Annotated in this window: 23 protein-coding genes; 14 read left to right on the top strand and 9 right to left on the bottom strand. The window is 70.1% G+C overall.

Annotation, left to right across the window (positions count from 1 at the left end):
- Position 1: 1 nt before the first annotated feature.
- From ACFVWR_RS09415 to ACFVWR_RS09395, 5 genes are read left to right on the top strand one after another with little or no spacing between them, the layout of a single operon-like run.
- A complete protein-coding gene (locus tag ACFVWR_RS09415) occupies positions 2 to 586 on the top strand; it encodes a hypothetical protein (RefSeq protein WP_387210384.1) in 585 nt (194 codons plus the stop codon).
- Positions 583 to 1,272 carry a hypothetical protein gene (locus ACFVWR_RS09410; protein ID WP_387210382.1) on the top strand — a complete coding sequence of 230 codons (690 nt, stop codon included), beginning with the start codon at positions 583 to 585 and terminating at the stop codon, positions 1,270 to 1,272. Before ACFVWR_RS09415 ends, ACFVWR_RS09410 begins: the two co-directional genes overlap by 4 nt.
- The gene (locus ACFVWR_RS09405; protein ID WP_387210380.1) at positions 1,272 to 1,889 is read left to right on the top strand and encodes an LPXTG cell wall anchor domain-containing protein; all 618 of its coding nucleotides are present in this window, start codon (positions 1,272 to 1,274) and stop codon (positions 1,887 to 1,889) included. The genes ACFVWR_RS09410 and ACFVWR_RS09405 overlap by 1 nt, the downstream gene beginning before the upstream one ends.
- Positions 1,886 to 2,569, top strand: a complete 684-nt coding sequence (locus ACFVWR_RS09400; RefSeq protein ID WP_387210378.1) for a hypothetical protein — start codon at positions 1,886 to 1,888, stop codon at positions 2,567 to 2,569. Before ACFVWR_RS09405 ends, ACFVWR_RS09400 begins: the two co-directional genes overlap by 4 nt.
- A gap of 22 nt (positions 2,570 to 2,591) precedes the next feature.
- Positions 2,592 to 3,092, top strand: coding sequence for a signal peptidase I (locus ACFVWR_RS09395; protein ID WP_387210376.1), 501 nt, complete (start codon positions 2,592 to 2,594; stop codon positions 3,090 to 3,092).
- Here the strand turns inward: ACFVWR_RS09395 and ACFVWR_RS09390 are convergent.
- From ACFVWR_RS09390 to ACFVWR_RS09380, 3 genes are all read right to left on the bottom strand, one after another.
- Positions 3,089 to 3,424: a hypothetical protein gene (locus ACFVWR_RS09390; protein ID WP_387210374.1), complete on the bottom strand. Its 336-nt coding sequence runs from the start codon at positions 3,422 to 3,424 to the stop codon at positions 3,089 to 3,091. The genes ACFVWR_RS09395 and ACFVWR_RS09390 overlap by 4 nt on opposite strands.
- A 116-nt stretch (positions 3,425 to 3,540) precedes the next feature.
- Positions 3,541 to 4,437 (bottom strand): aminodeoxychorismate lyase, encoded by an 897-nt coding sequence (locus ACFVWR_RS09385; RefSeq protein WP_387210372.1) that lies wholly within the window; start codon positions 4,435 to 4,437, stop codon positions 3,541 to 3,543.
- On the bottom strand, positions 4,434 to 4,715 hold the full coding sequence (locus tag ACFVWR_RS09380; protein WP_387210370.1) for an acylphosphatase: 282 nt from the start codon (positions 4,713 to 4,715) through the stop codon (positions 4,434 to 4,436). The genes ACFVWR_RS09385 and ACFVWR_RS09380 overlap by 4 nt, the downstream gene beginning before the upstream one ends.
- A 93-nt stretch (positions 4,716 to 4,808) precedes the next feature.
- Here ACFVWR_RS09380 and ACFVWR_RS09375 point away from each other — a divergent pair, with 93 nt between their 5' ends.
- Positions 4,809 to 6,347, top strand: coding sequence for a methyltransferase (locus ACFVWR_RS09375; RefSeq protein WP_387210505.1), 1,539 nt, complete (start codon positions 4,809 to 4,811; stop codon positions 6,345 to 6,347).
- A gap of 24 nt (positions 6,348 to 6,371) precedes the next feature.
- On the opposite strand, the gene ACFVWR_RS09370 is transcribed toward ACFVWR_RS09375, so the two are convergent.
- On the bottom strand, positions 6,372 to 6,890 hold the full coding sequence (locus ACFVWR_RS09370; protein ID WP_387210368.1) for a metallophosphoesterase family protein: 519 nt from the start codon (positions 6,888 to 6,890) through the stop codon (positions 6,372 to 6,374).
- A gap of 76 nt (positions 6,891 to 6,966) precedes the next feature.
- On the opposite strand from ACFVWR_RS09370, the gene ACFVWR_RS09365 reads away from it, so the two are divergent.
- Together ACFVWR_RS09365 and ACFVWR_RS09360 are read left to right on the top strand one after the other, a co-directional pair.
- Entirely contained in the window at positions 6,967 to 7,998 is a 1,032-nt protein-coding gene (locus tag ACFVWR_RS09365) for an aldo/keto reductase (RefSeq protein WP_387210366.1), read from the top strand.
- 37 nt (positions 7,999 to 8,035) lie between these two features.
- Positions 8,036 to 9,466 (top strand): MFS transporter, encoded by a 1,431-nt coding sequence (locus ACFVWR_RS09360; RefSeq protein WP_387210364.1) that lies wholly within the window; start codon positions 8,036 to 8,038, stop codon positions 9,464 to 9,466.
- A gap of 109 nt (positions 9,467 to 9,575) precedes the next feature.
- On the opposite strand, the gene ACFVWR_RS09355 is transcribed toward ACFVWR_RS09360, so the two are convergent.
- A complete protein-coding gene (locus ACFVWR_RS09355) occupies positions 9,576 to 10,169 on the bottom strand; it encodes an NADPH-dependent FMN reductase (protein WP_387210362.1) in 594 nt (197 codons plus the stop codon).
- A 170-nt stretch (positions 10,170 to 10,339) separates the two neighbouring features.
- Between ACFVWR_RS09355 and ACFVWR_RS09350 the strand changes: the two genes are divergently transcribed.
- A complete protein-coding gene (locus tag ACFVWR_RS09350; protein ID WP_387210360.1) occupies positions 10,340 to 10,558 on the top strand; it encodes a hypothetical protein in 219 nt (72 codons plus the stop codon).
- A 73-nt stretch (positions 10,559 to 10,631) separates the two neighbouring features.
- The gene (locus ACFVWR_RS09345; protein WP_387210358.1) at positions 10,632 to 13,784 is read left to right on the top strand and encodes an AAA family ATPase; all 3,153 of its coding nucleotides are present in this window, start codon (positions 10,632 to 10,634) and stop codon (positions 13,782 to 13,784) included.
- Positions 13,785 to 13,791: 7 nt separating this feature from the next.
- Here ACFVWR_RS09345 and ACFVWR_RS09340 read toward each other — a convergent pair whose 3' ends face one another.
- The 4 genes from ACFVWR_RS09340 to ACFVWR_RS09325 all read right to left on the bottom strand — a co-directional run bounded on the left by ACFVWR_RS09340 (position 13,792) and on the right by ACFVWR_RS09325 (position 17,367).
- Positions 13,792 to 14,172: a TraR/DksA family transcriptional regulator gene (locus ACFVWR_RS09340; RefSeq protein WP_387210356.1), complete on the bottom strand. Its 381-nt coding sequence runs from the start codon at positions 14,170 to 14,172 to the stop codon at positions 13,792 to 13,794.
- Positions 14,173 to 14,353: 181 nt separating this feature from the next.
- Complete coding sequence (locus ACFVWR_RS09335) at positions 14,354 to 14,839, bottom strand: glutathione peroxidase (RefSeq protein WP_387210354.1); 486 nt, start codon at positions 14,837 to 14,839, stop codon at positions 14,354 to 14,356.
- A 100-nt stretch (positions 14,840 to 14,939) separates the two neighbouring features.
- A complete protein-coding gene (locus tag ACFVWR_RS09330) occupies positions 14,940 to 15,893 on the bottom strand; it encodes a sulfurtransferase (protein WP_387210352.1) in 954 nt (317 codons plus the stop codon).
- Positions 15,894 to 15,990: 97 nt separating this feature from the next.
- Entirely contained in the window at positions 15,991 to 17,367 is a 1,377-nt protein-coding gene (locus ACFVWR_RS09325; RefSeq protein ID WP_387210350.1) for an L-serine ammonia-lyase, read from the bottom strand.
- A gap of 99 nt (positions 17,368 to 17,466) precedes the next feature.
- On the opposite strand from ACFVWR_RS09325, the gene ACFVWR_RS09320 reads away from it, so the two are divergent.
- From ACFVWR_RS09320 to ACFVWR_RS09305, 4 genes are all read left to right on the top strand, one after another.
- Positions 17,467 to 17,709 carry a helix-turn-helix domain-containing protein gene (locus ACFVWR_RS09320; protein ID WP_387210348.1) on the top strand — a complete coding sequence of 81 codons (243 nt, stop codon included), beginning with the start codon at positions 17,467 to 17,469 and terminating at the stop codon, positions 17,707 to 17,709.
- Entirely contained in the window at positions 17,702 to 18,202 is a 501-nt protein-coding gene (locus tag ACFVWR_RS09315) for a Clp protease N-terminal domain-containing protein (RefSeq protein ID WP_387210346.1), read from the top strand. The genes ACFVWR_RS09320 and ACFVWR_RS09315 overlap by 8 nt, the downstream gene beginning before the upstream one ends.
- A 95-nt stretch (positions 18,203 to 18,297) precedes the next feature.
- The gene (locus ACFVWR_RS09310) at positions 18,298 to 19,302 is read left to right on the top strand and encodes an ATP-binding cassette domain-containing protein (protein WP_387210344.1); all 1,005 of its coding nucleotides are present in this window, start codon (positions 18,298 to 18,300) and stop codon (positions 19,300 to 19,302) included.
- Complete coding sequence (locus ACFVWR_RS09305) at positions 19,299 to 20,114, top strand: ABC transporter permease (RefSeq protein ID WP_387210342.1); 816 nt, start codon at positions 19,299 to 19,301, stop codon at positions 20,112 to 20,114. Before ACFVWR_RS09310 ends, ACFVWR_RS09305 begins: the two co-directional genes overlap by 4 nt.
- Positions 20,115 to 20,122 lie beyond the last annotated feature (8 nt).

Here is a 20,122-nt window from a genome sequence, read left to right as displayed (position 1 = left end):
TGTGGCTGAGCGCAAGCGAACCGGTCGCCGCCGAGCGTTCCTCGCTGCCGGCATCCTGCTCGCGCTGGGTTGGCTGGCCACCGGAGCGGCGATCGTCGACACGATCGACGGCCGCGCGGTGATCACCCAGCCGACGGGCTTCGAGCTGCAGGTCGCCGGGACAGAGGGCGCGTCGCTCGATCCCGACGTGCCGTGGGTCGACGGCGACCCGGTGCCCGGTGAGGTGGAACTCGTCGGCGGCGCCGGGTTCGGTCCCGGCTCGCAGCGCACCTTCACGCTGGGGGTGAAGAACGCCAGCGATCAGCTCACCGGCTCCGTGCGGATGACGGTCTTCAACCCGGAACCTCAGCCGGGACTCACCCTCTTCGATGCGATGGAGTTCACGGTCACCCATGACGGCGCCGTCCTCGCGGACAGCGTTCCCGGGGCCGAGCTCGAGCGCCTCGCCGACCTGCCGCTCGGAGACATCGCGGCGGGCGGGTCGACCACGGTGCTTGTCGACATCTCCCTGCCGGGCAGCCTGGGCAATGAGTACCAGGGGCTCGCCAGCAGGGTCATGATCTCGATGAAAGGCATGAACCGATGAGCGCGACGCGTCACTCCGGGCGGCCTCCGCACTTCCGGCGGGGCCGCGGCGCCGGTGCGGCGACGCTTCTCGCGATCGGTGTGCTCGGGCTGGTCTCCGTGCTGGGAGCGACGGCGGCCTCGTTCGTGCAGACAGCAACGCTCAGCGCGCAGACCTCGGGCCGCATCGAGCTGGGGCAGGGCGCGGAGGTCGCCGTGCGCTATCCGGACCCCGCGTCGCCGAACGTCATTCACCGTGCCGACGATGTCACCAGGGCGCCGATCACCACCCTGCTGGTCGACCCGGTGGGCGACCCGGAGCAGAGAACGGCCCGCGCCGACGTGACCCTGCGCACGCTCGACGGCTCGGCGGCATCCGCGGTCTCCCTGCTGCTGAACGATCGCGGGGACGGAGACGCGCCGGCGGTCTTCGCAGCGCTCCGGTTCGGCGTCTACGCAGACGGCGTGCCTCTGCTCCCTGACGGGATCCCGCTCTCGGCCGCGCAGATCGCGGAGTTGAACGGCGGCACGGGCATCCGATTACCGGTGCTCGGCGCCGACGGAGGGACCGCCCCGGTCGTGTCGGTCACGGTGTGGCTCGACCGCACCGCGCCTCGCGAGGCGTATGCGACCACCGTCGACATCGGCCTGACGTTCACCGGCGAGACAGTCGCCGGCGACACCATCGACGTGGAGGCGACCTTCTGATGAACCGCACGACCCGCTTCGCGGCGAGCGCCGTCGCGGCCGCCCTGCTCATCCCGGCCGCCGCTCTGGGTGTGACACCGACAGCGTCCGCCCTGGGCGGCCCGCTCGACTCTGCGCTCGACGCCGCACAGACCCACATCGAGCTCGCGCTCCCTGCGCCAGGCCATCAGGACACCTGGAACATGACGGTGCGCAACACCGGTCCCATCGCGCGGCAGGTGAGCTTCACCGTGCTCACCGCCGAGGGTGCCGCGTTCGAGGGAGCGAATCCGGCCCAGCTCGCGCTCGTCTCCTCCGGCCGCACGCTGGCCGAAGCGTCCGCTGTGGCCCAGCTCACCGGCCGCAGCTTCGATCTCGGATCGTTGGCCGCGGGGGAGACCCGCGTCGTGACGGCCACGATCGGTCTGCCCATCGAGGCCGGTGACGAGTACCGCACCGCCCAGGCTGTCGTCGACTGGCGCTTCTCATCGCTGCGGGAGTCGGACGACGCGGGCGACTCGCCGATCGCCTCGACCGGTTCGGACGTGGTCCCCTGGCTGGTCGCCGCCGCGCTCGCGATTCTCGGCGGGGCGTACCTCGTGCTCATCTTGCGGCGTCGGCGGGAGGACGGCTCATGACCACCCGAGCGCTCGCAGCCCTGGGCCGCACCCGTACGCGCACCGTCGCGATCGCGGTCGGCGTCATCGCCGCGCTGTCGGTGGTGCTCGGTTTCAGCGTGACGCCCACCTCGGCCGGGTTCGCCGACCAGGGGAGACTCACACTCCAGAGCATGGGCGCCGACTTCGGGTTCGGCGCCATCCGCGCCGACGGAACGGTGGTGCTGCCCGACGAGAACGGAACGATCGAGGGCTCGTTCACCGCGGTCGACCACCTCGTACCCGGAACAACCGCCCGGCTGAAGGTCGGCGTGTTCGGCAACAGCGAGTCGGTGCGAACCGCGATCTCTCTGGCGCTGCCCGCGGGCTCGGTCACGGGAGACACGGCCTCGGCCCTGCGGTTCTCGGCCGTAGCAGAGGTGGACGGCGCGCAGACGGTGCTCTTCGGCGATCCGGACGATCCCGCCGGAGGGTCGACCGCCGCCGAGCTGGGCGAGCAGGCGGCGAACAACGCCGGCGTCACCGTGCTGCTCGCCGCTCGGGAGCTGCCGCCGCTCGGCGACGGCGCGACCTGGAGCGGCCCGGCCGGCTCCCGCGCCACGATCACGCTCGTCGTCCACCTGCTCGACACCCCGGAACTCTCCGCGACGAACGCGGGCGCCGCGGCGATCGGATTCCGGATCACCGGCGCATCGGACTAGCGTGGTCGACTCGACGGAAAGCGTGAGCAGCGGGTGGGCGGCGGTGGCCGTGCTGCGCTCGATCGTGCTCTGGGTGGCTGCCATCGTCGGGGCGGCCTGCATCGTCCTGTTCCTGGCGGCCATCCTCTTCGGCATCCGGCCCCAATCCGTCATCTCCGGATCGATGACGCCCTTCATGCCGACCGGGTCGCTCGTGCTCGTCCGCGACGCCCCGGCCTCCGACCTCAAGGTGGGTGAGGTGATCACCGTCCCGCGGCCGAACGGCGAGGGCCTCATCACGCACCGCATCGTCGCCATCACTCCGGCCGAGCGCGGCTACAGCGTCGTCCTCCGCGGGGACGCGAACGCCGCCGACGATCCGCAGCCGTACACGATCGCGCACGCGGGCCGGGTCCTCGTCGTGATCCCCGGGGTGGGCTTCATCGCGGAGCTGCTCAGAACGCCGTTCGGGATCGGCGGTGTGGTGCTCGTCGCGCTCGCGCTGATCGCTGCGTACGCGGTGCCGCAACGCCGCGGTGGTTAGGCGCGCTCGACACGGTCGAGCATCCCCCAGACAGCTTCGCTCAACTCGGGATGCTCCAGCGCGATGCGCCGAAGCACGCTGTACTCGAAGCGCGCGAACGTCTCGCGGCCGGCCGCAGGATGGTGGGCGCGAGACTGCTCATCCGCGAGATCGAAGGCGTCGATCGCGCTCAGCCGCAGGGTGATGACGACCTGCTCGTCCACGCTCGGCAGGTCGGGGATGAACTGCCACGGGTCTTCGCCGGCCCGGCACCGATGCTCGATGATGGCGGACAGTTCGTCGCGCGCCAGCTGGCGGAGCACTTCGATGCTCGTCGGTACCCCGTCCACCACGATCGTCCCTCTCGCCTTGCCTCGCGCAGCTTTGCCTCGTCCCGTTTGGTTCGTACAGCCTACGACGCTCCGAGGACACCGGCGACGGCCGGCGACGGCACGTGACCGGGGCGGCCTCAGCTCGTGCGGGAGAGCAGGAACTCGTTGAGTGCGGCCGTGAGGCCCGCGTCGACGCCGAGCGGTTCGCCGTCGAGCTGGGTGACCGGAGCCGCTTGGCGCACGCTCGACACCAGCCAGATCGCGTCGGCGGCCACGAGCTCGTCAGCGGTGATCCGCTCGTACGAGGTGCTGAGTCCGCGCTGTGCGAAGAACTCGAAGACGCTGGCCTGCGTGGTGCCCGCGAGGATGCCCTGGTCGGTCTGCGGCGTGCGCACGGTGTCGCCGCCCAGCACGATCACGTTGGAGGTCGGGCCCTCGAGGACGAACCCGTCCGAGCTGATGAAGATCACGTCGTCCGCTCCTCGGCGGGACGCCTCTCGCAGCGCCGCCCGGTTGGTGGCGTAGGAGAGCGTCTTGGCCCCGGCCAGCAGCCACGGCGATGTCTCGGCGACGTCGTGCGCGTAGCCGCGGTCGAGGGTGACGACACGGATGCCCTCGCGCGCGGCCGCGAAATCCTCGGCCGGAGCGACGTACACCCACCCGCTCGGGCTGCCGGAGCCCTCGACGCCGCGGGTCAGGATCAGCTTCGCGAACAGCTCGCGCGTGCCGGGGTTCAGCGGCCGGTTCTCCGCGATTCCGGCGAGCACCGCATCCCGCCAGAGCGTCAGGTCGGGCTCGGCGATGTCGAGCAGCTCGGCCGAGTGCGCCAAACGCTCGAGGTGCGGCTCCAGCGCCTGCGGGTGACCGTCGACGACGCTGATCGTCTCGAACACCCCGTCTCCGCGGGTGAGGCCCAGGTCCATCAGGTTCACCTGGGGCGCATCGGCGTCGACGGATGCGAATCCGGCGGAGTGCGCGGAGCCCGCCGAAGCGGTGGTCGGCGCGGTGAGGGTCAGCAGCGTTGCACGGGTCATGGCTCCATTGTCTCTCTCACCCGGAACGCGTCGTCGCCGAGCGGGGTGCTGTCGCTCACGGTCACGTCGGCCACCTCGGCGCCGGGCGGCCCGGAGCGCAGCCAGTCGAGCATCCTGTCGACCCTGTCGGGCTCGCCCTCGATCTCGACCTCGACAGTGCCGTTCGACCGGTTGCGCGCGAATCCCGCGACGCCGAAGGTGTGCGCGGCCTGACGCGCGCTCCAACGGAAACCGACGCCCTGCACCGTTCCGGTGACGATCGCGTGTTTGCGGATCATCGCCCCATTCTGCACCCGCCGGTGCGTTTGAATGGGTGGGTGAACCCTTCGCGCGCGTCCGACCCTGAACAGCAAGACATCGAGCACCACCACATCCAGCACGACCCCGCGCTCGTCTCGTTGCTCCGCGACGATCTGCGCGCGGCGGGCTACGGAGTCGCGGCGGTCTCCGCACTCTGGGGGAGCGTGGGCGCCGAGGCATTGCACCGGGGCCAGCGTATTCCGGCCCTGCGCGCTCTCGACGCCGAGCGGCGGCAGCGCGGGGAGACGCCCGTTGCCACCCTGTCCGAGTTGTTCGTGCTCGGCAGGTCCGTCGCCGTGCCGGCGCTCGCCGCGGCGCTTCCCGCGCTGGGCGTCAACGGCGCCGTCGCCCTCGGCCTGGTGCGTGTCGCCGGCACGACGGCCGAACCGGCGGTGGACCTGCGGCCGTACAGCTTCGTCGACGCGATCGGCGCCGGCGAATGGTGGATCGTCTCCGACCTGGGGGAGCTCGCGCTGGGCCACGCCCTTCCGGTCGACCACGTGCTCGGCGTGGGTGGCGCATCCCTCACCCTGAGCGGCCTGATGCTTCAGACGCCGGTCGACCGTGCCCTCGATCTGGGCACCGGATGCGGTATCCAGGCGATGCACGCGTCGCGCCACGCCCGCCACGTGGTCGCCACCGACATCTCCGAGCGCGCGCTCCAGCTCGCCGCGCTCAACGCCGAGCTCAACGGCATCGGGAACATCGAGCTGCGGCTGGGCAGCCTGTTCGAGCCGGTCGCGGGGGAGAGATTCGACCACATCGTCTCCAACCCGCCGTTCGTCATCACCCCGCGCGGCGACGGCGTGCCCGAATACGAGTACCGCGACGGGGGACTGGTCGGCGACGCCTTGGTCGAGGCGGTGGTGCGGTCGGCGGGCGAGCACCTCGCACCGGGCGGCGTCGCGCAGTTGCTCGCCAACTGGGAGTACACCGCCACTCGCGACGGGCTCGCCCGAGTCGGCGACTGGCTGGACGCATCCGAGCTTCCGCTGGACGCCTGGGTGATCGAGCGCGACCAGCAGGACGCCGCCGAGTACGCCGAGACCTGGATCCGCGACGGCGGAACGCGACCCGGAACACCCGAATTCGACGCCCTGTACGACGCCTGGCTCAGCGACTTCGCCGCGCGCGGCGTGACCGCGGTCGGGTTCGGCTACGTGCTGCTGCGTCGTCCAGCGACGGGCGACCTGACGCTGCGCAGACTGGAGCGACTGCACGGTGCGCTCGGGGCCGTCGAGGCGGGCCTGGGCGTGCATCTCGGCGCGGCCCTGCAGGCGCACGACTGGCAGGCCGGCCTGGACGACGAGGCCATCGCCGCGACCCGGTTCGCGGTCGCCGGAGACGTCACCGAGGAGCGCCACTTCTGGCCGGGCGACGAGTCGCCGACCGCCCTTCTCCTACGGCAGGGCGGCGGGTTCGGCCGCAGCGTTCAGGGCGACACCGCGCTGAACGCGCTCGTCGGCGCGAGCGACGGCGAACTCACCGCGGGATCGATCGTCGCGGCTCTCGCACAGCTCCTCGAGGTGGATGAGGGTGCGCTCGGGGCCGAGCTCATCCCCGTGGTGCGCGCGCTCGTCGTCGACGGGTTCCTCGTTCCTGTGGCCTGAGCTCCCGCCGTTCGCCGCGACGCGTCAGGCCGCCGGGCGCTCGACCGGCACGAACGTGACGTCGGTGAGCCGCCCATCCCGCACCACCGCGGTCAGGAACGTGCCGACGGGCTGACGCCGCCTGTCCGTCGGCGAGCCGGGGTTCAGCAGGCGCAGCCCGCCCGGCGCCGTGCTGTCCCACGGGATGTGGCTGTGCCCGAACACCAGCACATCCGTGTCGGGGAAATCGCGCTCGCACCGCAGCTCGCGCCCGGTGGCCGGGCCTGTCTCGTGCACGACCGCGAAGCGGAGGCCGCCGAGGTCGGCGCAGGCGATCTCGGGGAGCCGCTCGCGCAGGGCCTCGCCGTCGTTGTTGCCGTACACGCCGATCAGACGGGATGCGCGGCTCTGCAGCGCATCCAGGGTCGCCGTGTCCACCCAGTCGCCCGCGTGGATCACGACGTCCGCCGCGTCGACAGCGCGCCAGACCTGCTCGGGCAGTGCCCGCGCGCGTTTCGGCAGGTGCGTGTCGGAGAGGATGACGAGACGGAGCGGTTCGGCCATGCTTTCAGCGTGCCACGGCGGAGGGGGCCGGTGGCAAACGGTTCGCAAACCCGCCGCCGGGGATTAGCGTCGAGGTATGGACCTTCGAACCCTCGGAAACAGCGGAACCATCGTCTCCTCTCTCGCGCTCGGCACAATGACGTTCGGTGCCGAAGCCGACGAGGAGACCTCCCACACCCTCATCGACACCTATCTCGACGCCGGCGGCACGTTCATCGACACCGCCGACGTCTACAGCTCCGGCACGTCGGAGACCATCATCGGCCGCTGGCTCTCCACGCATCCGGACCGCCGCGACGGCATCGTCATCGCCACCAAGGGGCGTTTCCCGATGGGCGAGGGTCCGAACGACATCGGGCTCTCCCGCACCCACCTGCGCCGTGCCCTCGACGCCTCGCTGTCGAGGCTCGGCGTCGACCACATCGACCTCTACCAGATGCACGCCTGGGATGCCGTGACGCCGATCGAGGAGACGCTGCGGTTTCTCGACGACGCGGTGACCGCGGGCAAGATCTCCTACTACGGCTTCTCCAACTACCTCGGCTGGCAGCTGACCAAGGCCGTGCAGGTCGCCAAGGCCGCCGGCTGGGCGCCGCCGGTCACCCTGCAGCCGCAGTACAACCTGCTGGTGCGCGACATCGAGCACGAGGTGGTGCCCGCAGCCCAGGATGCGAACATCGGCCTCCTGCCCTGGTCGCCGCTCGCCGGCGGCTGGCTGAGCGGCAAGTACACCCGCGATCAGGCGCCGACCGGGGCCACGCGGCTCGGCGAGAACCCGAAGCGCGGCATGGAAGCCTGGGACAAGCGCAACGCCGACCCGCGCACGTGGGAGGTCATCGACGCCGTGTCCGCCGTCGCCGACGAGACGGGGGCATCCGCTTCGCAGGTGGCCCTGGCCTGGCTTCTCGCGCGGCCCGCCGTCACCTCGGTGATCCTCGGCGCCCGCACCGTCGAGCAGCTCACCGACAACCTCGGCGCCGCCGACCTCGAGCTCTCCGGCGAGCAGCTGACCCGTCTCACCGACGCCAGCGCTCCGCGCATCGACGACTACCCGTACGGCACCGCAGGTCGGCAGCAGCGGCACCGCAAGCTCGAAGGCGGGCGATGACACCGCATCCCACGCCGTCGGCCGCACGAGCGCGAGGGTGAACGAGCGCAGGCAGCTCGCACTCACCCTGCTCGTCGCGGGCACGTTCTTCATGGAGAACCTCGACGGCACCATCCTGGCCACCGCGGCTCCGACCATCGGGCGCGCCTACGGCGTCGACTCGGCGGCGGTGGGACTCGCGATCACGGCCTATCTCGTGACGCTCGCGGTGCTCATCCCCATTTCCGGCTGGCTCACCGAGCGGCTCGGAGCGCGCACGGTGTTCGCCGGCGCGATCGCGGTGTTCACGATCGCGTCGGCGCTGTGCGCCGCCAGCGGAGACCTCGCCCAGCTGACCGTCATGCGGGTGCTGCAAGGAGCGGGCGGCGCGATGATGGTGCCGGTCGGCAGGCTCGCGGTGCTGCGCGTCACCGAGAAACGCGATCTCGTGCGGGCGATCGCCTGGCTCACCTGGCCGGCGCTCGCCGCGCCCATCTTCGCGCCGCTCGTCGGCGGCCTTCTGGTCACGTACGCCGGCTGGCAGTGGATCTTTCTGCTCAACATCCCGCTCGGGATCGTCGCCTTCGTCGCGGCGATCCGCCTCACGCCGATCGACGTCGCACGCACCCGCAAACCGCTCGACTGGATCGGGTTCGTGCTGACCTTCACCGGCGTCGGCGGTGTCGTCGTGTTCGGAGCGCTGCTCGCCGATCCGTCCGCGCCGCTCCTGGCGGTCGTCGCATCCGGTGCAGCCGGCGCTGTGCTCACGGCCGCGGCGATCTGGCATCTCGGACGCGCCGAGCATCCGTTGCTCGACCTCCGGGCCTTCCGCATCGAGACGTTCCGCGTGACGCACGCCGGAGGCTCCCTGTTTCGCCTCACGATCTCGGCCGTGCCCTTTCTGCTGCCCCTGTTCTTCCAGGATGCGCTCGGCTGGTCTCCCGTTCAGGCCGGCGCCGTCGTGCTCGCGCTGTTCGTCGGCAACCTCGTGATCAAACCCGCCACGACGCCGATGCTCACCCGCTGGGGTTTCCGCACCGTGCTGATCTGGTCGACGACCGGCGCCGTCGCGACCATGCTGCTGTCGGCGCTCATCGCACCGCTCACCCCCATCGCGCTCGTCGTCGCCCTGCTGCTCGTCAGCGGGATGACCCGGTCGACGGGTTTCACCGCGTACAACACGATCGCGTTCGCCGACGTGCCCGCCGATGAGATGACCGGCGCGAACACGCTCGCCTCGACCGTGCAGCAGATCGCGGCGGGGCTCGGTGTCGCCGTCGGCGCGGTGGCCCTGCGATTCGGGGCGCCGCTGGCGTCGGCCGTCGGCCTCGACTCCGTCTCGGGCGCGTACCGCGTGGCGTTCGTGCTCGTCGGGATCGTCGCGCTCGGTTCCGTCATCGAGTCCGCCCGGCTCTCGCGCACCGCCGGCGAGAACATCCGCCCCCCGCGCCGTCCGCGCCGCCCCCGGGCCACGCATCCCGCCACCTGACGCCCCCTCCCCGCCCCGGACGATCGAGGGGTCCCAACGCGCCGTTACATGTACCCATGTAACGGCGCGTTGGGACCCCTCGATGGGGTGAGAAGGGTGCCCTGCAGCGTCAGCGTGCCTTGGGCACGACGGTCAAGACGCGTTCGATGTACTCGAAGAACGCCTCAAGGTAGCCGCGGAGGAAGGTCTCCGTGCCCGCATCCGTCACCTCGCCATCCGGGGTGATCAGGCCGGGCCGCACCGTGATGTACGCCTCGGGGGTGTTCATCTGCGGGGCATTCAGAAAGCTGAGCACGCTGCGCAGGTGCTGCTGCCCCACGGCGGTGCCGATCGCACCGGTCGACGCGCCGATCACCGCGGTGGCCTTGCGCGCGATCACGTTCTCGCCGTAGGGCCGGCTCGCCCAGTCGATCGCGTTCTTCAGGGCGCCCGGGATGGAGCGGTTGTACTCCGGCGTGATGAACAGCAGGGCGTCCTGGCGGGCGATCTCGGCCTTGAAATCGCGGGCGACCTGTGGATAGTCGCCGTCGAGATCCCGGTTGTACAGCGGCAGCTCGCGGATGGAGATCTCAGTGAAACGGAGCTCCTCCGGTGCCAGACGGATGAGCGCCTTGGAGAGGAGCCGATTGATCGAGTCAGCCGACAGGCTTCCGACGAAGTATCCGACGTCGTAGGGCGGTGTGAGTTCGTTGATCGTTGCCATGCGCACAGCATCCTCCCCTCGGTCGCCGGTGTCTACGCGCGTCTGAGGCTGCCCGCTTTCGGAAATAGGGCATCCTCCCGATGTGACGGCACCCCCTTAGAGAACAGTCTGAGACCACTGGAAAAGAGTGGGATGGGGAAGCGAAAATGTTGTTGTCGGAAGAGTTTCAGATGGGCCGGATCAATGCGCGGGAAGCCGCGGAACAGAGCCGGGAGATCGAACTGGCGCGAGTCGTTCGGGCCGAGTCCGCGTGGCACCGGTCGTCGCCGCGCGTTACAGCCTCGACGGTGCCGGATGCGGGCGTGACGACCGCGCGGAACGCGCCGGAATCCGGCTCAGGAACGCCGACCGTCGCCGCCGAACGAGAACTGCAGTCGGCCGGTCGGTGAGGCCTCTTGTTCCGTCCATGAAGACGGCTGATTCGAGACCCGGGATGTCGGTGGTTCGTGGCACGATGAGGCCATGCGATCACCGGCTTCCAGCCTCTCGATGATCGGGCGCGAGTCCGATCTGGTCGCTCTGCGCGAAGAGCTGGCGCTTGCGTCGAGCGGTGGTGCGTTTGCGCCACGCCAACCGGTCGCAGCACAGTCGGTCGCAGCACAGCCGGCCGCGACCCAGCCGGCGGTCGGGCAGCCGCGAGTCGCGGTGATCGGCGGCGAAGCGGGCATCGGCAAGACGCGGCTGCTCGACGAGTTCCGGGCCGAGGCGGCCGCGTCCGCGGTCGTGGTCACCGGCAGAAGCATCGACCTCGGCAGCGACGCCACACCGTACGCGCCGTTCACCGGCGTGCTGCGCGAGCTCGTCGGCGCGATCGGCGTCGATGCCGTCATCGAGGCGGCGGGCCCCGGCGCCGGCGTGCTTTCCGTGCTCCTTCCCGAGCTCGACGGGATGTCGGGCACCCCGGCACGCACGGGCGCCGAGAGACTGTTCGAGCTCGTGACCGTGCTGTTCGAGAACGTCTCGGCGGCACGGCCCGTCGTCGTGATCCTCGAAGACATCCACTGGGCCGACACCGCCACGCTCGAACTGGTGCGCTTCGTCGTCAAGATGATGGCGCGGGGCCGATTCCTGCTCGTGCTCAGCTACCGCAGCGACGAGGTGCTGCGCGGGCATCCGCTGCGCTCGTATCTGCCCGAGCTCGACAGAACCCGGCGCGTCACCCGCTGGGAGCTCTCGCGGCTGGACCGAGCGCAGGTAGCGGCGCAGGTCGAGCAGATTCTGGGCAGCCTGCCCGACGCCGAAACCGTCGGGCGCATCTACTCCCTCAGCGAGGGCGTGCCGTTCTTCGTCGAAGAGCTCGCCGCCATCGACCATCTCGGCACCGGCGAAGAGCTGCCGGAGACCCTGCGCGAACTGCTGCTCGCCCGCTACGAACGGCTCAGCGAGACGGCGCAGAGCCTCTTGCGGCTCATCTCCGCGGGCGGCGTCTGCGTCGAGCACCGGCTGCTCGAAGTCGTGTTCGAGGGCACGGCAGACGAGCTCGACGCAGCCGCTCGTGAGGCCGTCGTCGCTAACGTGCTGAGCGCCGACAGCACCGAGTACTCGTTCCGGCACGCTCTGGTGCGCGAGGCCGTGCATTCCGACCTCCTGCCCGGCGAACGAACCCGCTTCCACACACGCTACGCACTCGCCCTGGAGTCGATCGCCGCGGCCGCAGCGTCGGGCAGCAACGCGGATCCGGGGACCAGCACCAGCAGCAACGCCGGCTCTGCGAGCCAGCTGTCGTATCACTGGATGGCCGCCCACGATCCGCGGCGCGCCTTCGTCGCGACGCTCGAGGCCATGGAGGAGGCACGACGCTCCTACGCCTACCGGGCCGCCGCAGCGATGGGCGACAGGGCTCTCGAACTCTGGGACCAGGTCGACGACGCCGAGGCGATCGCCGGCCGGAGCCGCGCCGAACTCCTCTCGCGAACCGCGTCGGATCTCCGCAACGCCGGCGACAACGAACGAGCGCTGGCACTCGCCAACCTCGCACTGGTCGACGCCTCGCAGCTGGAGCCCGCCCAGCATGCGCGACTCCTGCGCGACAAGGCGCTGTATCTGAAGAATCTCAATCGCACCGGCTCGGTGGAGCTGCTGCAGGAGGCGCTCGCGATCGCACCGCACGATCCCGCCGACGATCTGCGCGCCCAGCTGCTCGCCGAACTCGCTGGCCGCCTCATGCTCGAGGCCCGTTACGACGAGGCGATCGAGATGTCGTCGCTCGCGATCGGCGAATCGCACGAGGCCGGCGGCCCGCGCGGTTCCTCTGTGGCCCACACCGTGCGCGGAATCGCCCACATCGACCGCGGCGACATCGAGCTGGGGCTCGCCGACCTCGAGACCGCACGGGCGCTCGCGGGCACCGACGCCAATCCGCTGATGCGTCATGCCGTCAACGCGTCCGACGCTATGAACGTCATCGGCCGCTACCAAGACGCGGTCGATATCGCGGAGGCGGGCGTCGCACTCGTGCGCACCCACGGCGTCGAGCGCACGAGCGGCGTCATGCTCTCCTCGAACACGGTCGAGCCGCTGATGGCGCTCGGCGAGCTCGACCGCGCCGAGGAGTTGCTCGATCCGGCCATCGCCCTCGACCCACCGCCGGGCTTCCGGGTGCATCTGCAGCGCATGAAGCTGTGGCTCACGCTGTGGCGCGGCGACACCCAGCGGGCCGACGATCTGCTTCGCAAGTGGCGGCCCGGGATGCTCGTGCAGAGCGGCATCGAGATGCAGTCGCGGCTCGGATTCGCTCGAGTCGCCGCCGAGGTCGCCATCGCGCAGGGTGACGCGCGTCGTGCCTGGTCGGACGCGAGCGTCATCACATCGCCGTTCTGGCGGTCGATTCCCGCCTACGATCTTCCGCTGCTCGCCGTCGCGGCCCGCTCGCTCGCGATGGTGTGCTCGGATGTGCCCGCCTACGTCGAAAGCGTGGCCGCCGACCAAGATGCTGGGGTCGGCACGCACCAGCAGCCGACCACGCAGCAGCTGGCCGCCGGCATCCCGGTCGAGGTCGCGGCCGCCCGCTTGCGTGATATCCTCAGCACGCTGACCGCCTGGCCCACCTACCCGGTGTGGGCGCCGATCGTCGAAGCCGAGCTTCTGGGCCTTCCGGCGGCAGACCTCGACGGGCTCGCAGACCTCGACGGGCTCGCAGACCTCGACGAGCTCGGCATGCCCCGCTCCGAGCGGACCATCGAAGCGTGGCGTCGCGCGGTCGATGCCGCGGACGCGCCGCTCGCGCCCGCCCACCTGCGCCCCTACTCGCTGCTTCGCCTCGCGCAGGCGCACGCCGAAGCCGGCGACCGGGCTGCGGCGGAGTCCGCCGCCCAAGAAAGCAGGCAGCGAGCCGGCGCGCTCGGGTTCGGCCTGATCGTGCGGGAGGTCGACGCGCTCACCGATCGAGCCCTCGCTCGTCGGCATCCGTCGGCTCGGAACACGGAGTCCCCGCTCACCGAGCGCGAGGCCCAGGTGCTCGCGCTGATCGAGCAGGGCCTCAGCAACAAGCAGATCGGCGAGACGCTCTACATCAGCGCCAAGACCGCGAGCGTGCACGTGTCGAGCATCCTCAAGAAGGTCGGCGCGGCCTCTCGCACAGAAGCGGTCTACCGCGCATCGCGCTTCGCCGACTGAGGGCTGCTCAGCCGTCCACGGTGAGCGCGCAGGCGATGCACAACTCGGCCGTCGGGCGCGCACGGAGCCGCTCGACGCCGATCGGGCGGCCGCAGCGCATGCACACGCCGAACGTACCGTCGTCGACCCGGGCGATCGCCGCATCCACCGCCTTGATGTCCTGAGCCGTGTCGCCGCGCAGGCTCTGCAGCCTGGTCCACTCGAACGACATGGTCGGGCCCTCGGGGTCGTGTTCGTCGTCCGCCGTGCCGTCGGCGCGGGAGGCCAGCACCTCGCCCAGCGACTCGGCGAGGCGTTGGGCCTCGGCGATGTCTTCGGAGCGCCGCCCGCGCAGCAGTTCGGCGAGCTCGGTGAGCTCGTCCTCCGTCAGTTCGCTATCTGTCACCATGCCGCGCTCCGCGCCGCAGTCCGAATCCTCATCGACCGATCCCCATCGTGCTCCGGGCGACCTTCCCCGATGGTGCACCACCGGTGGCAACCCTGCCGCCGGCCGCACCGCTACGGTCGCCGATGCACAGAGAGTACGCCTGTCGACACGAAAAGCGTGTCAGCGCGCTCGCGCGCCCGCCTTAGCGGACGGGAAGGGTCTGCTCGATGAGGTCGACGATCTGGGGGTCGTCGGGCTCGACCGTCGGACGGAAACGGTGCACCGAACCGTCAGGGGTGATGACGAACTTCTCGAAGTTCCACTTGACCTTGCCCGCCTTGCCCGACGCATCCGGGGTCTTGGTGAGCTCGGCGTACAGCGGGTGCTGCGACTTGCCGTTGACCTTCACCTTGTCCATCATCGGAAAAGTCACACCCCATGTCGTCGAGCAGTACTCCTTGATGGCGTCAGTCGAGCTCAGCTCCTGCAAGAACTGGTTGCTCGGAAAACCGATGACGGTGAAGCCCCGGTCGCCGTAGGTCTTCTGCAGTTCTTCGAGCTTCTCGTACTGCGGCGCCAGGCCGCAGCGGGAGGCGACGTTGACCACGAGGATGACCTTGCCGTCGAACTCCTTGAGGGAGGTCGGTGCGCCGTCGATCGTGGTGAGGGGGATGTCAGTAAGCGTCATGATGTGAGCTTAGGCACGCCGACCCGGCCGTCGCTCCATCCTTTGCAAGTACCCAGGCAAGGTTCAGAATCGGCCCACCACGCCGAGGCTTCCCGGGCGCTCAGGGGAGCCGTGTCGCCAGCGGGGCCTCGGCATCCGCCGCCCATTCGTTGAGCGAGCCGTCGTAGATGGCGACGTCCGTGCGGCCGAGCAGCGCCAGGGCCAGCGCGTCGGAGGCCGCCGCGATACCGGCGTTGCAGTACGCGACGATCGTGTCGTCGGAGGCGAGTGCGCCGGCCAGTGCTTCGCGCAGTTGCGCCGGCGGCAGGAACTCGTTCGTCGCGCGGGAGACGAGTCTTCCGGCCGGCGCGCTCAGGCTGCCCGGGATGTGTCCGAGTCGCGCGCGGTGGCCGGACTCGCCGGTGAACTCCTTCGGAGGGACGCCGCAGACCAGCGTCGCCCGCTCCGACCCGTCGACGACACCGGAAACGAACTCCTTCTCCACCCAAGCGCCCGGGCGCTCCGTCGCCACGAACGGTGCGCTCGACGACACGACACCGCGCGGTTCGACGTGCCCGAGATCCGTGGCGCGCTCTTCGTGTCTCCATTTGCTGAGGCCACCGTCGAGCACGGCGACCCGATCGAATCCGAACGCCCGGAACAGCCACCACACGCGCGAAGCCCATTGACCGACGGCCGCGTCGTAGACCACGACGGTGGTGTCCGCATCCACACCCACCGCCCCGGCCGCCGCCTCGAAGGCGCGCGCATCGGGCCGGGTGAACGGATGACTTCCGCGCGGGTCGCTGAACACGTCGACCAGGTCGGCGAAGACGGAACCCGGGATGTGACCGTCGACCAGGAACCGGTCGAGGCCGCTGATGAACGTCGGCGCTCCGTCGGCACGCGTCGACGGAACGACGGTCGCGTCGAGCACCACGAGTCCGTCGGAACCCAGGTGGTCGGCGAGCCACTGCGTGGAGACGAGCGGCCTGTCGATCGCGGCGGCGAGATGGGAGGCGCCCGCGGCCGTGCTCGGGCGCGTGCTGGTCGGGGTGTGGGATGCGGTGCTCACGACGACCACGCTAACCAGCGCATCCCCTGGCGCCTACGACCCCCGCAATGCGACGTAACCCGAGAGCCGGCTCAGCACCCGGCGCCCGGTGCCCGGCTCAGCACTCGATGACGTTGACCGCGAGGCCGCCCTCGCTGGTCTCCTTGTACTTCGTCGACATGTCGAGCCCTGTCTGGCGCATCGTCTCGATCACGGCGTCGAGCGACACGAGATGCGAGCCGTCGCCGTGCAGCGCCAGGCGCGCGGCGGAGACCGCGGTGGACGATGCGATGGCGTTGCGTTCGATGCACGGGATCTGAACCAGTCCGCCGACCGGGTCGCAGGTGAGGCCGAGATGATGCTCCATCGCGATCTCCGCCGCGTTCTCCACCTGGCGCGGGGTTCCACCCAGCACGGCGCAGAGCGCGCCCGCGGCCATCGCGCAGGCCGAGCCGACCTCCGCCTGGCAGCCGCCTTCCGCGCCGGAGATCGACGCGTTGGCCTTGAACAGCGAGCCGATCGCGGTGGCCGTCAACAGGTACTGACGGATGCCCTCCGCCGTCGCCCCCGGAACGAAGCGCAGGTAGTAGTGGGCGACGGCGGGAACGATCCCGGCGGCGCCGTTCGTCGGAGCCGTCACGACGCGGCCGCCCGAGGCGTTCTCCTCGTTGACGGCCAGAGCGAACGCGTGCAGCCACTCGATGCTGGTGTCGCGCGACGGCACCTGGCTTTCGGCCGCTTCCAGGTGCGCGCGGAGGGCCGCCGCGCGGCGCCGCACGCCCAGACCGCCCGGGAGCGTGCCGTCGCCGGCGAGGCCGTTGGCCACGCATTCGGCCATCGCCTCCCAGATCAGGTCGAGACGCTCGCGGGTGGCATCGGCGCCGTGGATGGCCGCCTCGTTGCGGCGGGCGACCTCGCAGATCGGGATGCCGTGCTCGTCGCACAGCCGCAGCAGCTCTTCCGAGCTGTCGTAGGGGAGTGGATGTTCGGCGCGCGCCGACAGCGCGGCCTCCTCCCCGTCGCGACGGATGAAGCCGCCGCCGATCGAGTAGTACGTCTCTTCGACGAGGGGGAGGGCGCTCGACCCGTCGCCCCAGGCGCTGAGGGTGAGGGCGTTCGGATGGCCGGGGAGCCGGGTGCGCGGTTCGAACGCGATGTCGTCACGGGCCAGCGGGATCTCGTGGCGCCCCGCCAGCAGCAGGGTGCCGCCTTCGCCGAGGCCCGACCAGGCGCCGCGCACGTCTTCGGGCCGACAGGTCTCCGGTTCACGGCCGGAGAGGCCCGCGACGATCGCGTCCGGTGTTCCGTGCCCGATGCCTGTCGAGCCGAGGGAGCCGTAGAGGGTGCAGGTCACGCGCGTCACGCGGTCGAGAACGCCGTCGGCCACGAGCCTGTCGGCGAATGCCTTGGCCGCCCTCAGGGGTCCGACGGTGTGCGAACTCGAGGGACCGATGCCGATCGAGAAGAGGTCGAAGGCCGAGACGTACGCTGTCACATCCTCTAGCTTACGGCCGAGTGCACGCACATTTCGTGCGTATCGCGGGCCTAAGCAACCCGGGTTGACAAAATCTCGTTAGCAACCTAAGTTGCTTACATGAATCCTCGAACCCCACCGCCACCCGCCGTCGGAGGCGCAGCCGACGGCCTCGCCTCCGTCGTCGCTCTGCGCGAACTCGCCGACCGGCTGGAAGACGCCGAAGTGGAGCGCGCACTGCGCGACGGCTGGTCGTGGACGCAGATCGCCGACGCCCTGGGTGTGACGAGGCAGGCCGTGCACAAGAAGCACCTGCGCCGCGTCGCCGGCACCGGAATCGAACTGAGGAGAAGAAATGTCTGAAACGAACGACGCGAAGCAGCCGCTCTCCCGCGCCCTCCGTTCCGTCGTCATCGGCAGCGTCGCGGAGGCGCAGCGGCGCAACGCACCAACGGTCGAGGCCGAGCATCTGCTGCTGGCGCTCTCGCTCGAGACGGGCACACCCGCCGCCGCCGCGCTCGACGCGGCCGGCCTCGACCACGCGGGCGTCGAACGGATGCTCCGCGCCGAACGGGAGACGAGCCTCCGCACCGCCGGCGTCGAGCCCGTGCCCGAGGAGCGCCTCGCCGCAGCTCCCCGGCCGGCCCGCCCGCGGTGGGGAGCCTCGGCCCGGGACGTGCTCGTGCGGGCGCACCGGGCATCCGCGCGGTCGCATCGGAGCCGCACGGCCGAGACCGACCTGCTCGTCGCCCTTCTGCAGCTGGAACTCGGCACCGTCCCCCGGGCTTTCACGCTCGCGGGCGTCGATCGTGCGTCCATCGCCCAGCATGCCGGAGTCGCACCCTCCGCGCTGTAAGCGGCATGACAGTGCGGTGTAAGCGGCGCGTAAGCGCTGTGTAAGCGCGCGCCGAAACGATGAGATCACTCAAGCCTTTACAAGGAAGGACCATCATGACAACCAGCTCAGAGTGGGCTGTCGAAGCCCACGGGCTCGTCAAGGTCTTCGGCGACAACCGCGCGGTCGACGGTGTCGACCTCAACGTCCGCGCCGGAACCGTCTACGGCGTGCTCGGCCCGAACGGCGCCGGCAAGACCACCACGATCTCCATGCTCGCCACCCTGCTGAAGCCGGATGCGGGCGAAGCCACCATCTTCGGCCACGACATCCGCAAAGAGCAGCAGGTCGTACGCCAGCTCATCGGCGTGACCGCGCAGTTCGCGTCGGTCGACGAGACGCTCTCGGCCACCGAGAACCTCGTCATCTTCTCCCGGCTGCTCGGACTCGGCCGAACGGAGGCGAAGCGCAAGGCGGCCGAGCTGCTCGAAGAGTTCGGTTTGACCGAGGCCGCCAAGCGCCCGCTGAAGAAGTTCTCCGGCGGCATGCGCCGCCGGCTCGACCTCGCGGCCAGCCTCATCTCCCAGCCGCCGCTGCTGTTCCTCGACGAGCCGACCACCGGTCTCGACCCGCGCACGCGGGCTCAGATGTGGGACACCATCCGTCGCCTGGTCTCGACCGGATCGACCGTGCTGCTCACCACGCAGTACCTCGACGAGGCCGACCAGCTCGCCGACCGCATCGCCGTCATCGACACCGGCCGTGTGGTCGCCGAGGGCACCGCGGACGAGCTCAAGGCCTCTGTCGGCGAATCGTCGCTGCAGCTGCGCCTGGCCGACCCGGCGGACATGGAGGATGCGCGCCGCGCCATCGCCTCTGTGCTCGGCGTCGAGGCGGTCATCTCGCCCGAAGGCTCGCGCATCACCGCGCCCATGCGCAACCCGGACACGATCACCGACCTGTTCGTCACGTTCCGTGAGGCGGGCATCCACCTCACCGAGATGTCCGTGCAGAAGCCGACGCTCGACGAGGTCTTCCTGACCCTCACCGGCCACGGCGTCGAAGAAGAGAAGTCAGGCTCCGTCGAGGACGCCGAAGAAGCAGAAAGGGTCAGCGCATGAGCGCGATCACCATCACCCCGCCGTCAGAGCGGAGACTCAAGAACCACGTGAGCTTCACGCAGTCCGTCGCGAACTCGGTCACCATGGCCTACCGCGGTCTGCTGAAGATCAAGCGGACGCCCGAGCAGCTGTTCGACGTCACGCTGCAGCCGATCATCTTCACCGTCATGTTCGCCTACCTGTTCGGCGGGGCGATCTCCGGAGATGTCCAGAGCTATCTGCCCCAGCTGATTCCAGGGATCCTGGTTCAGACCGTCATCACCACCTCGGTCGTCACCGGCGTGCAGTTGCGGGAAGACATGGACAAGGGCGTGTTCGACCGCTTCAAGTCCCTGCCGATCGCACGCATCGCACCGCTCGCGGGGGCACTGCTGGCCGACACCCTGCGCTACGCCATCGCCACTACGATCACCTTCGTCGTCGGGTTCCTGATGGGCTACCGTCCCGCGGGCGGAATCGGCTTCGTCATCCTCGCCGGTCTGCTCGTGATCGTCAGTTCGTGGGCGATCAGCTGGATCTTCGCCTTCTTCGGAGTGATCGCTCGCACCGCCAGCTCGGTACAGGGCATCTCGTTCATGGTGCTGTTCCCGCTGACGTTCCTGTCGAACGCCTACGTGCCGGTCGACACGCTGCCCGGCTGGCTGCAGGCGTTCGTGAACATCAACCCGGTGTCGCACCTCGTCACCGCTGTGCGAGAACTCGCGAACAACAGCACGTTCGGGGCAGACGCTTGGATCGCCTTGCTCGGTGCCGCGGTGATCGTCGCGATCTTCGCCCCGCTGACCGTGCGCGCATACATGCGCAAGGCCTAGCAGCCCGC

The organism is Leifsonia sp. NPDC058292 (genome assembly GCF_042880955.1).
GTDB lineage: Bacteria > Actinomycetota > Actinomycetes > Actinomycetales > Microbacteriaceae > Leifsonia.
Note: the sequence above shows the minus strand (reverse complement) of the source record. Positions and strands in the feature narration are given on the sequence as shown.

Excerpts from the sequence above, each read along its gene's own strand:
- ACFVWR_RS09410 (WP_387210382.1), top strand. The coding sequence starts at position 583 with ATGAGCGCGACGCGTCACTCCGGGCGGCCTCCGCACTTCCGGCGGGGC.
- ACFVWR_RS09405 (WP_387210380.1), top strand. The coding sequence starts at position 1,272 with ATGAACCGCACGACCCGCTTCGCGGCGAGCGCCGTCGCGGCCGCCCTG.
- ACFVWR_RS09400 (WP_387210378.1), top strand. The coding sequence starts at position 1,886 with ATGACCACCCGAGCGCTCGCAGCCCTGGGCCGCACCCGTACGCGCACC.
- ACFVWR_RS09385 (WP_387210372.1), bottom strand. The coding sequence starts at position 4,437 with ATGACCCGTGCAACGCTGCTGACCCTCACCGCGCCGACCACCGCTTCG.
- ACFVWR_RS09380 (WP_387210370.1), bottom strand. The coding sequence starts at position 4,715 with ATGATCCGCAAACACGCGATCGTCACCGGAACGGTGCAGGGCGTCGGT.
- ACFVWR_RS09370 (WP_387210368.1), bottom strand. The coding sequence starts at position 6,890 with ATGGCCGAACCGCTCCGTCTCGTCATCCTCTCCGACACGCACCTGCCG.
- ACFVWR_RS09365 (WP_387210366.1), top strand. The coding sequence starts at position 6,967 with ATGGACCTTCGAACCCTCGGAAACAGCGGAACCATCGTCTCCTCTCTC.
- ACFVWR_RS09355 (WP_387210362.1), bottom strand. The coding sequence starts at position 10,169 with ATGGCAACGATCAACGAACTCACACCGCCCTACGACGTCGGATACTTC.
- ACFVWR_RS09350 (WP_387210360.1), top strand. The coding sequence starts at position 10,340 with ATGGGCCGGATCAATGCGCGGGAAGCCGCGGAACAGAGCCGGGAGATC.
- ACFVWR_RS09345 (WP_387210358.1), top strand. The coding sequence starts at position 10,632 with ATGCGATCACCGGCTTCCAGCCTCTCGATGATCGGGCGCGAGTCCGAT.
- ACFVWR_RS09340 (WP_387210356.1), bottom strand. The coding sequence starts at position 14,172 with ATGGTGACAGATAGCGAACTGACGGAGGACGAGCTCACCGAGCTCGCC.
- ACFVWR_RS09335 (WP_387210354.1), bottom strand. The coding sequence starts at position 14,839 with ATGACGCTTACTGACATCCCCCTCACCACGATCGACGGCGCACCGACC.
- ACFVWR_RS09320 (WP_387210348.1), top strand. The coding sequence starts at position 17,467 with ATGAATCCTCGAACCCCACCGCCACCCGCCGTCGGAGGCGCAGCCGAC.
- ACFVWR_RS09315 (WP_387210346.1), top strand. The coding sequence starts at position 17,702 with ATGTCTGAAACGAACGACGCGAAGCAGCCGCTCTCCCGCGCCCTCCGT.
- ACFVWR_RS09310 (WP_387210344.1), top strand. The coding sequence starts at position 18,298 with ATGACAACCAGCTCAGAGTGGGCTGTCGAAGCCCACGGGCTCGTCAAG.
- ACFVWR_RS09305 (WP_387210342.1), top strand. The coding sequence starts at position 19,299 with ATGAGCGCGATCACCATCACCCCGCCGTCAGAGCGGAGACTCAAGAAC.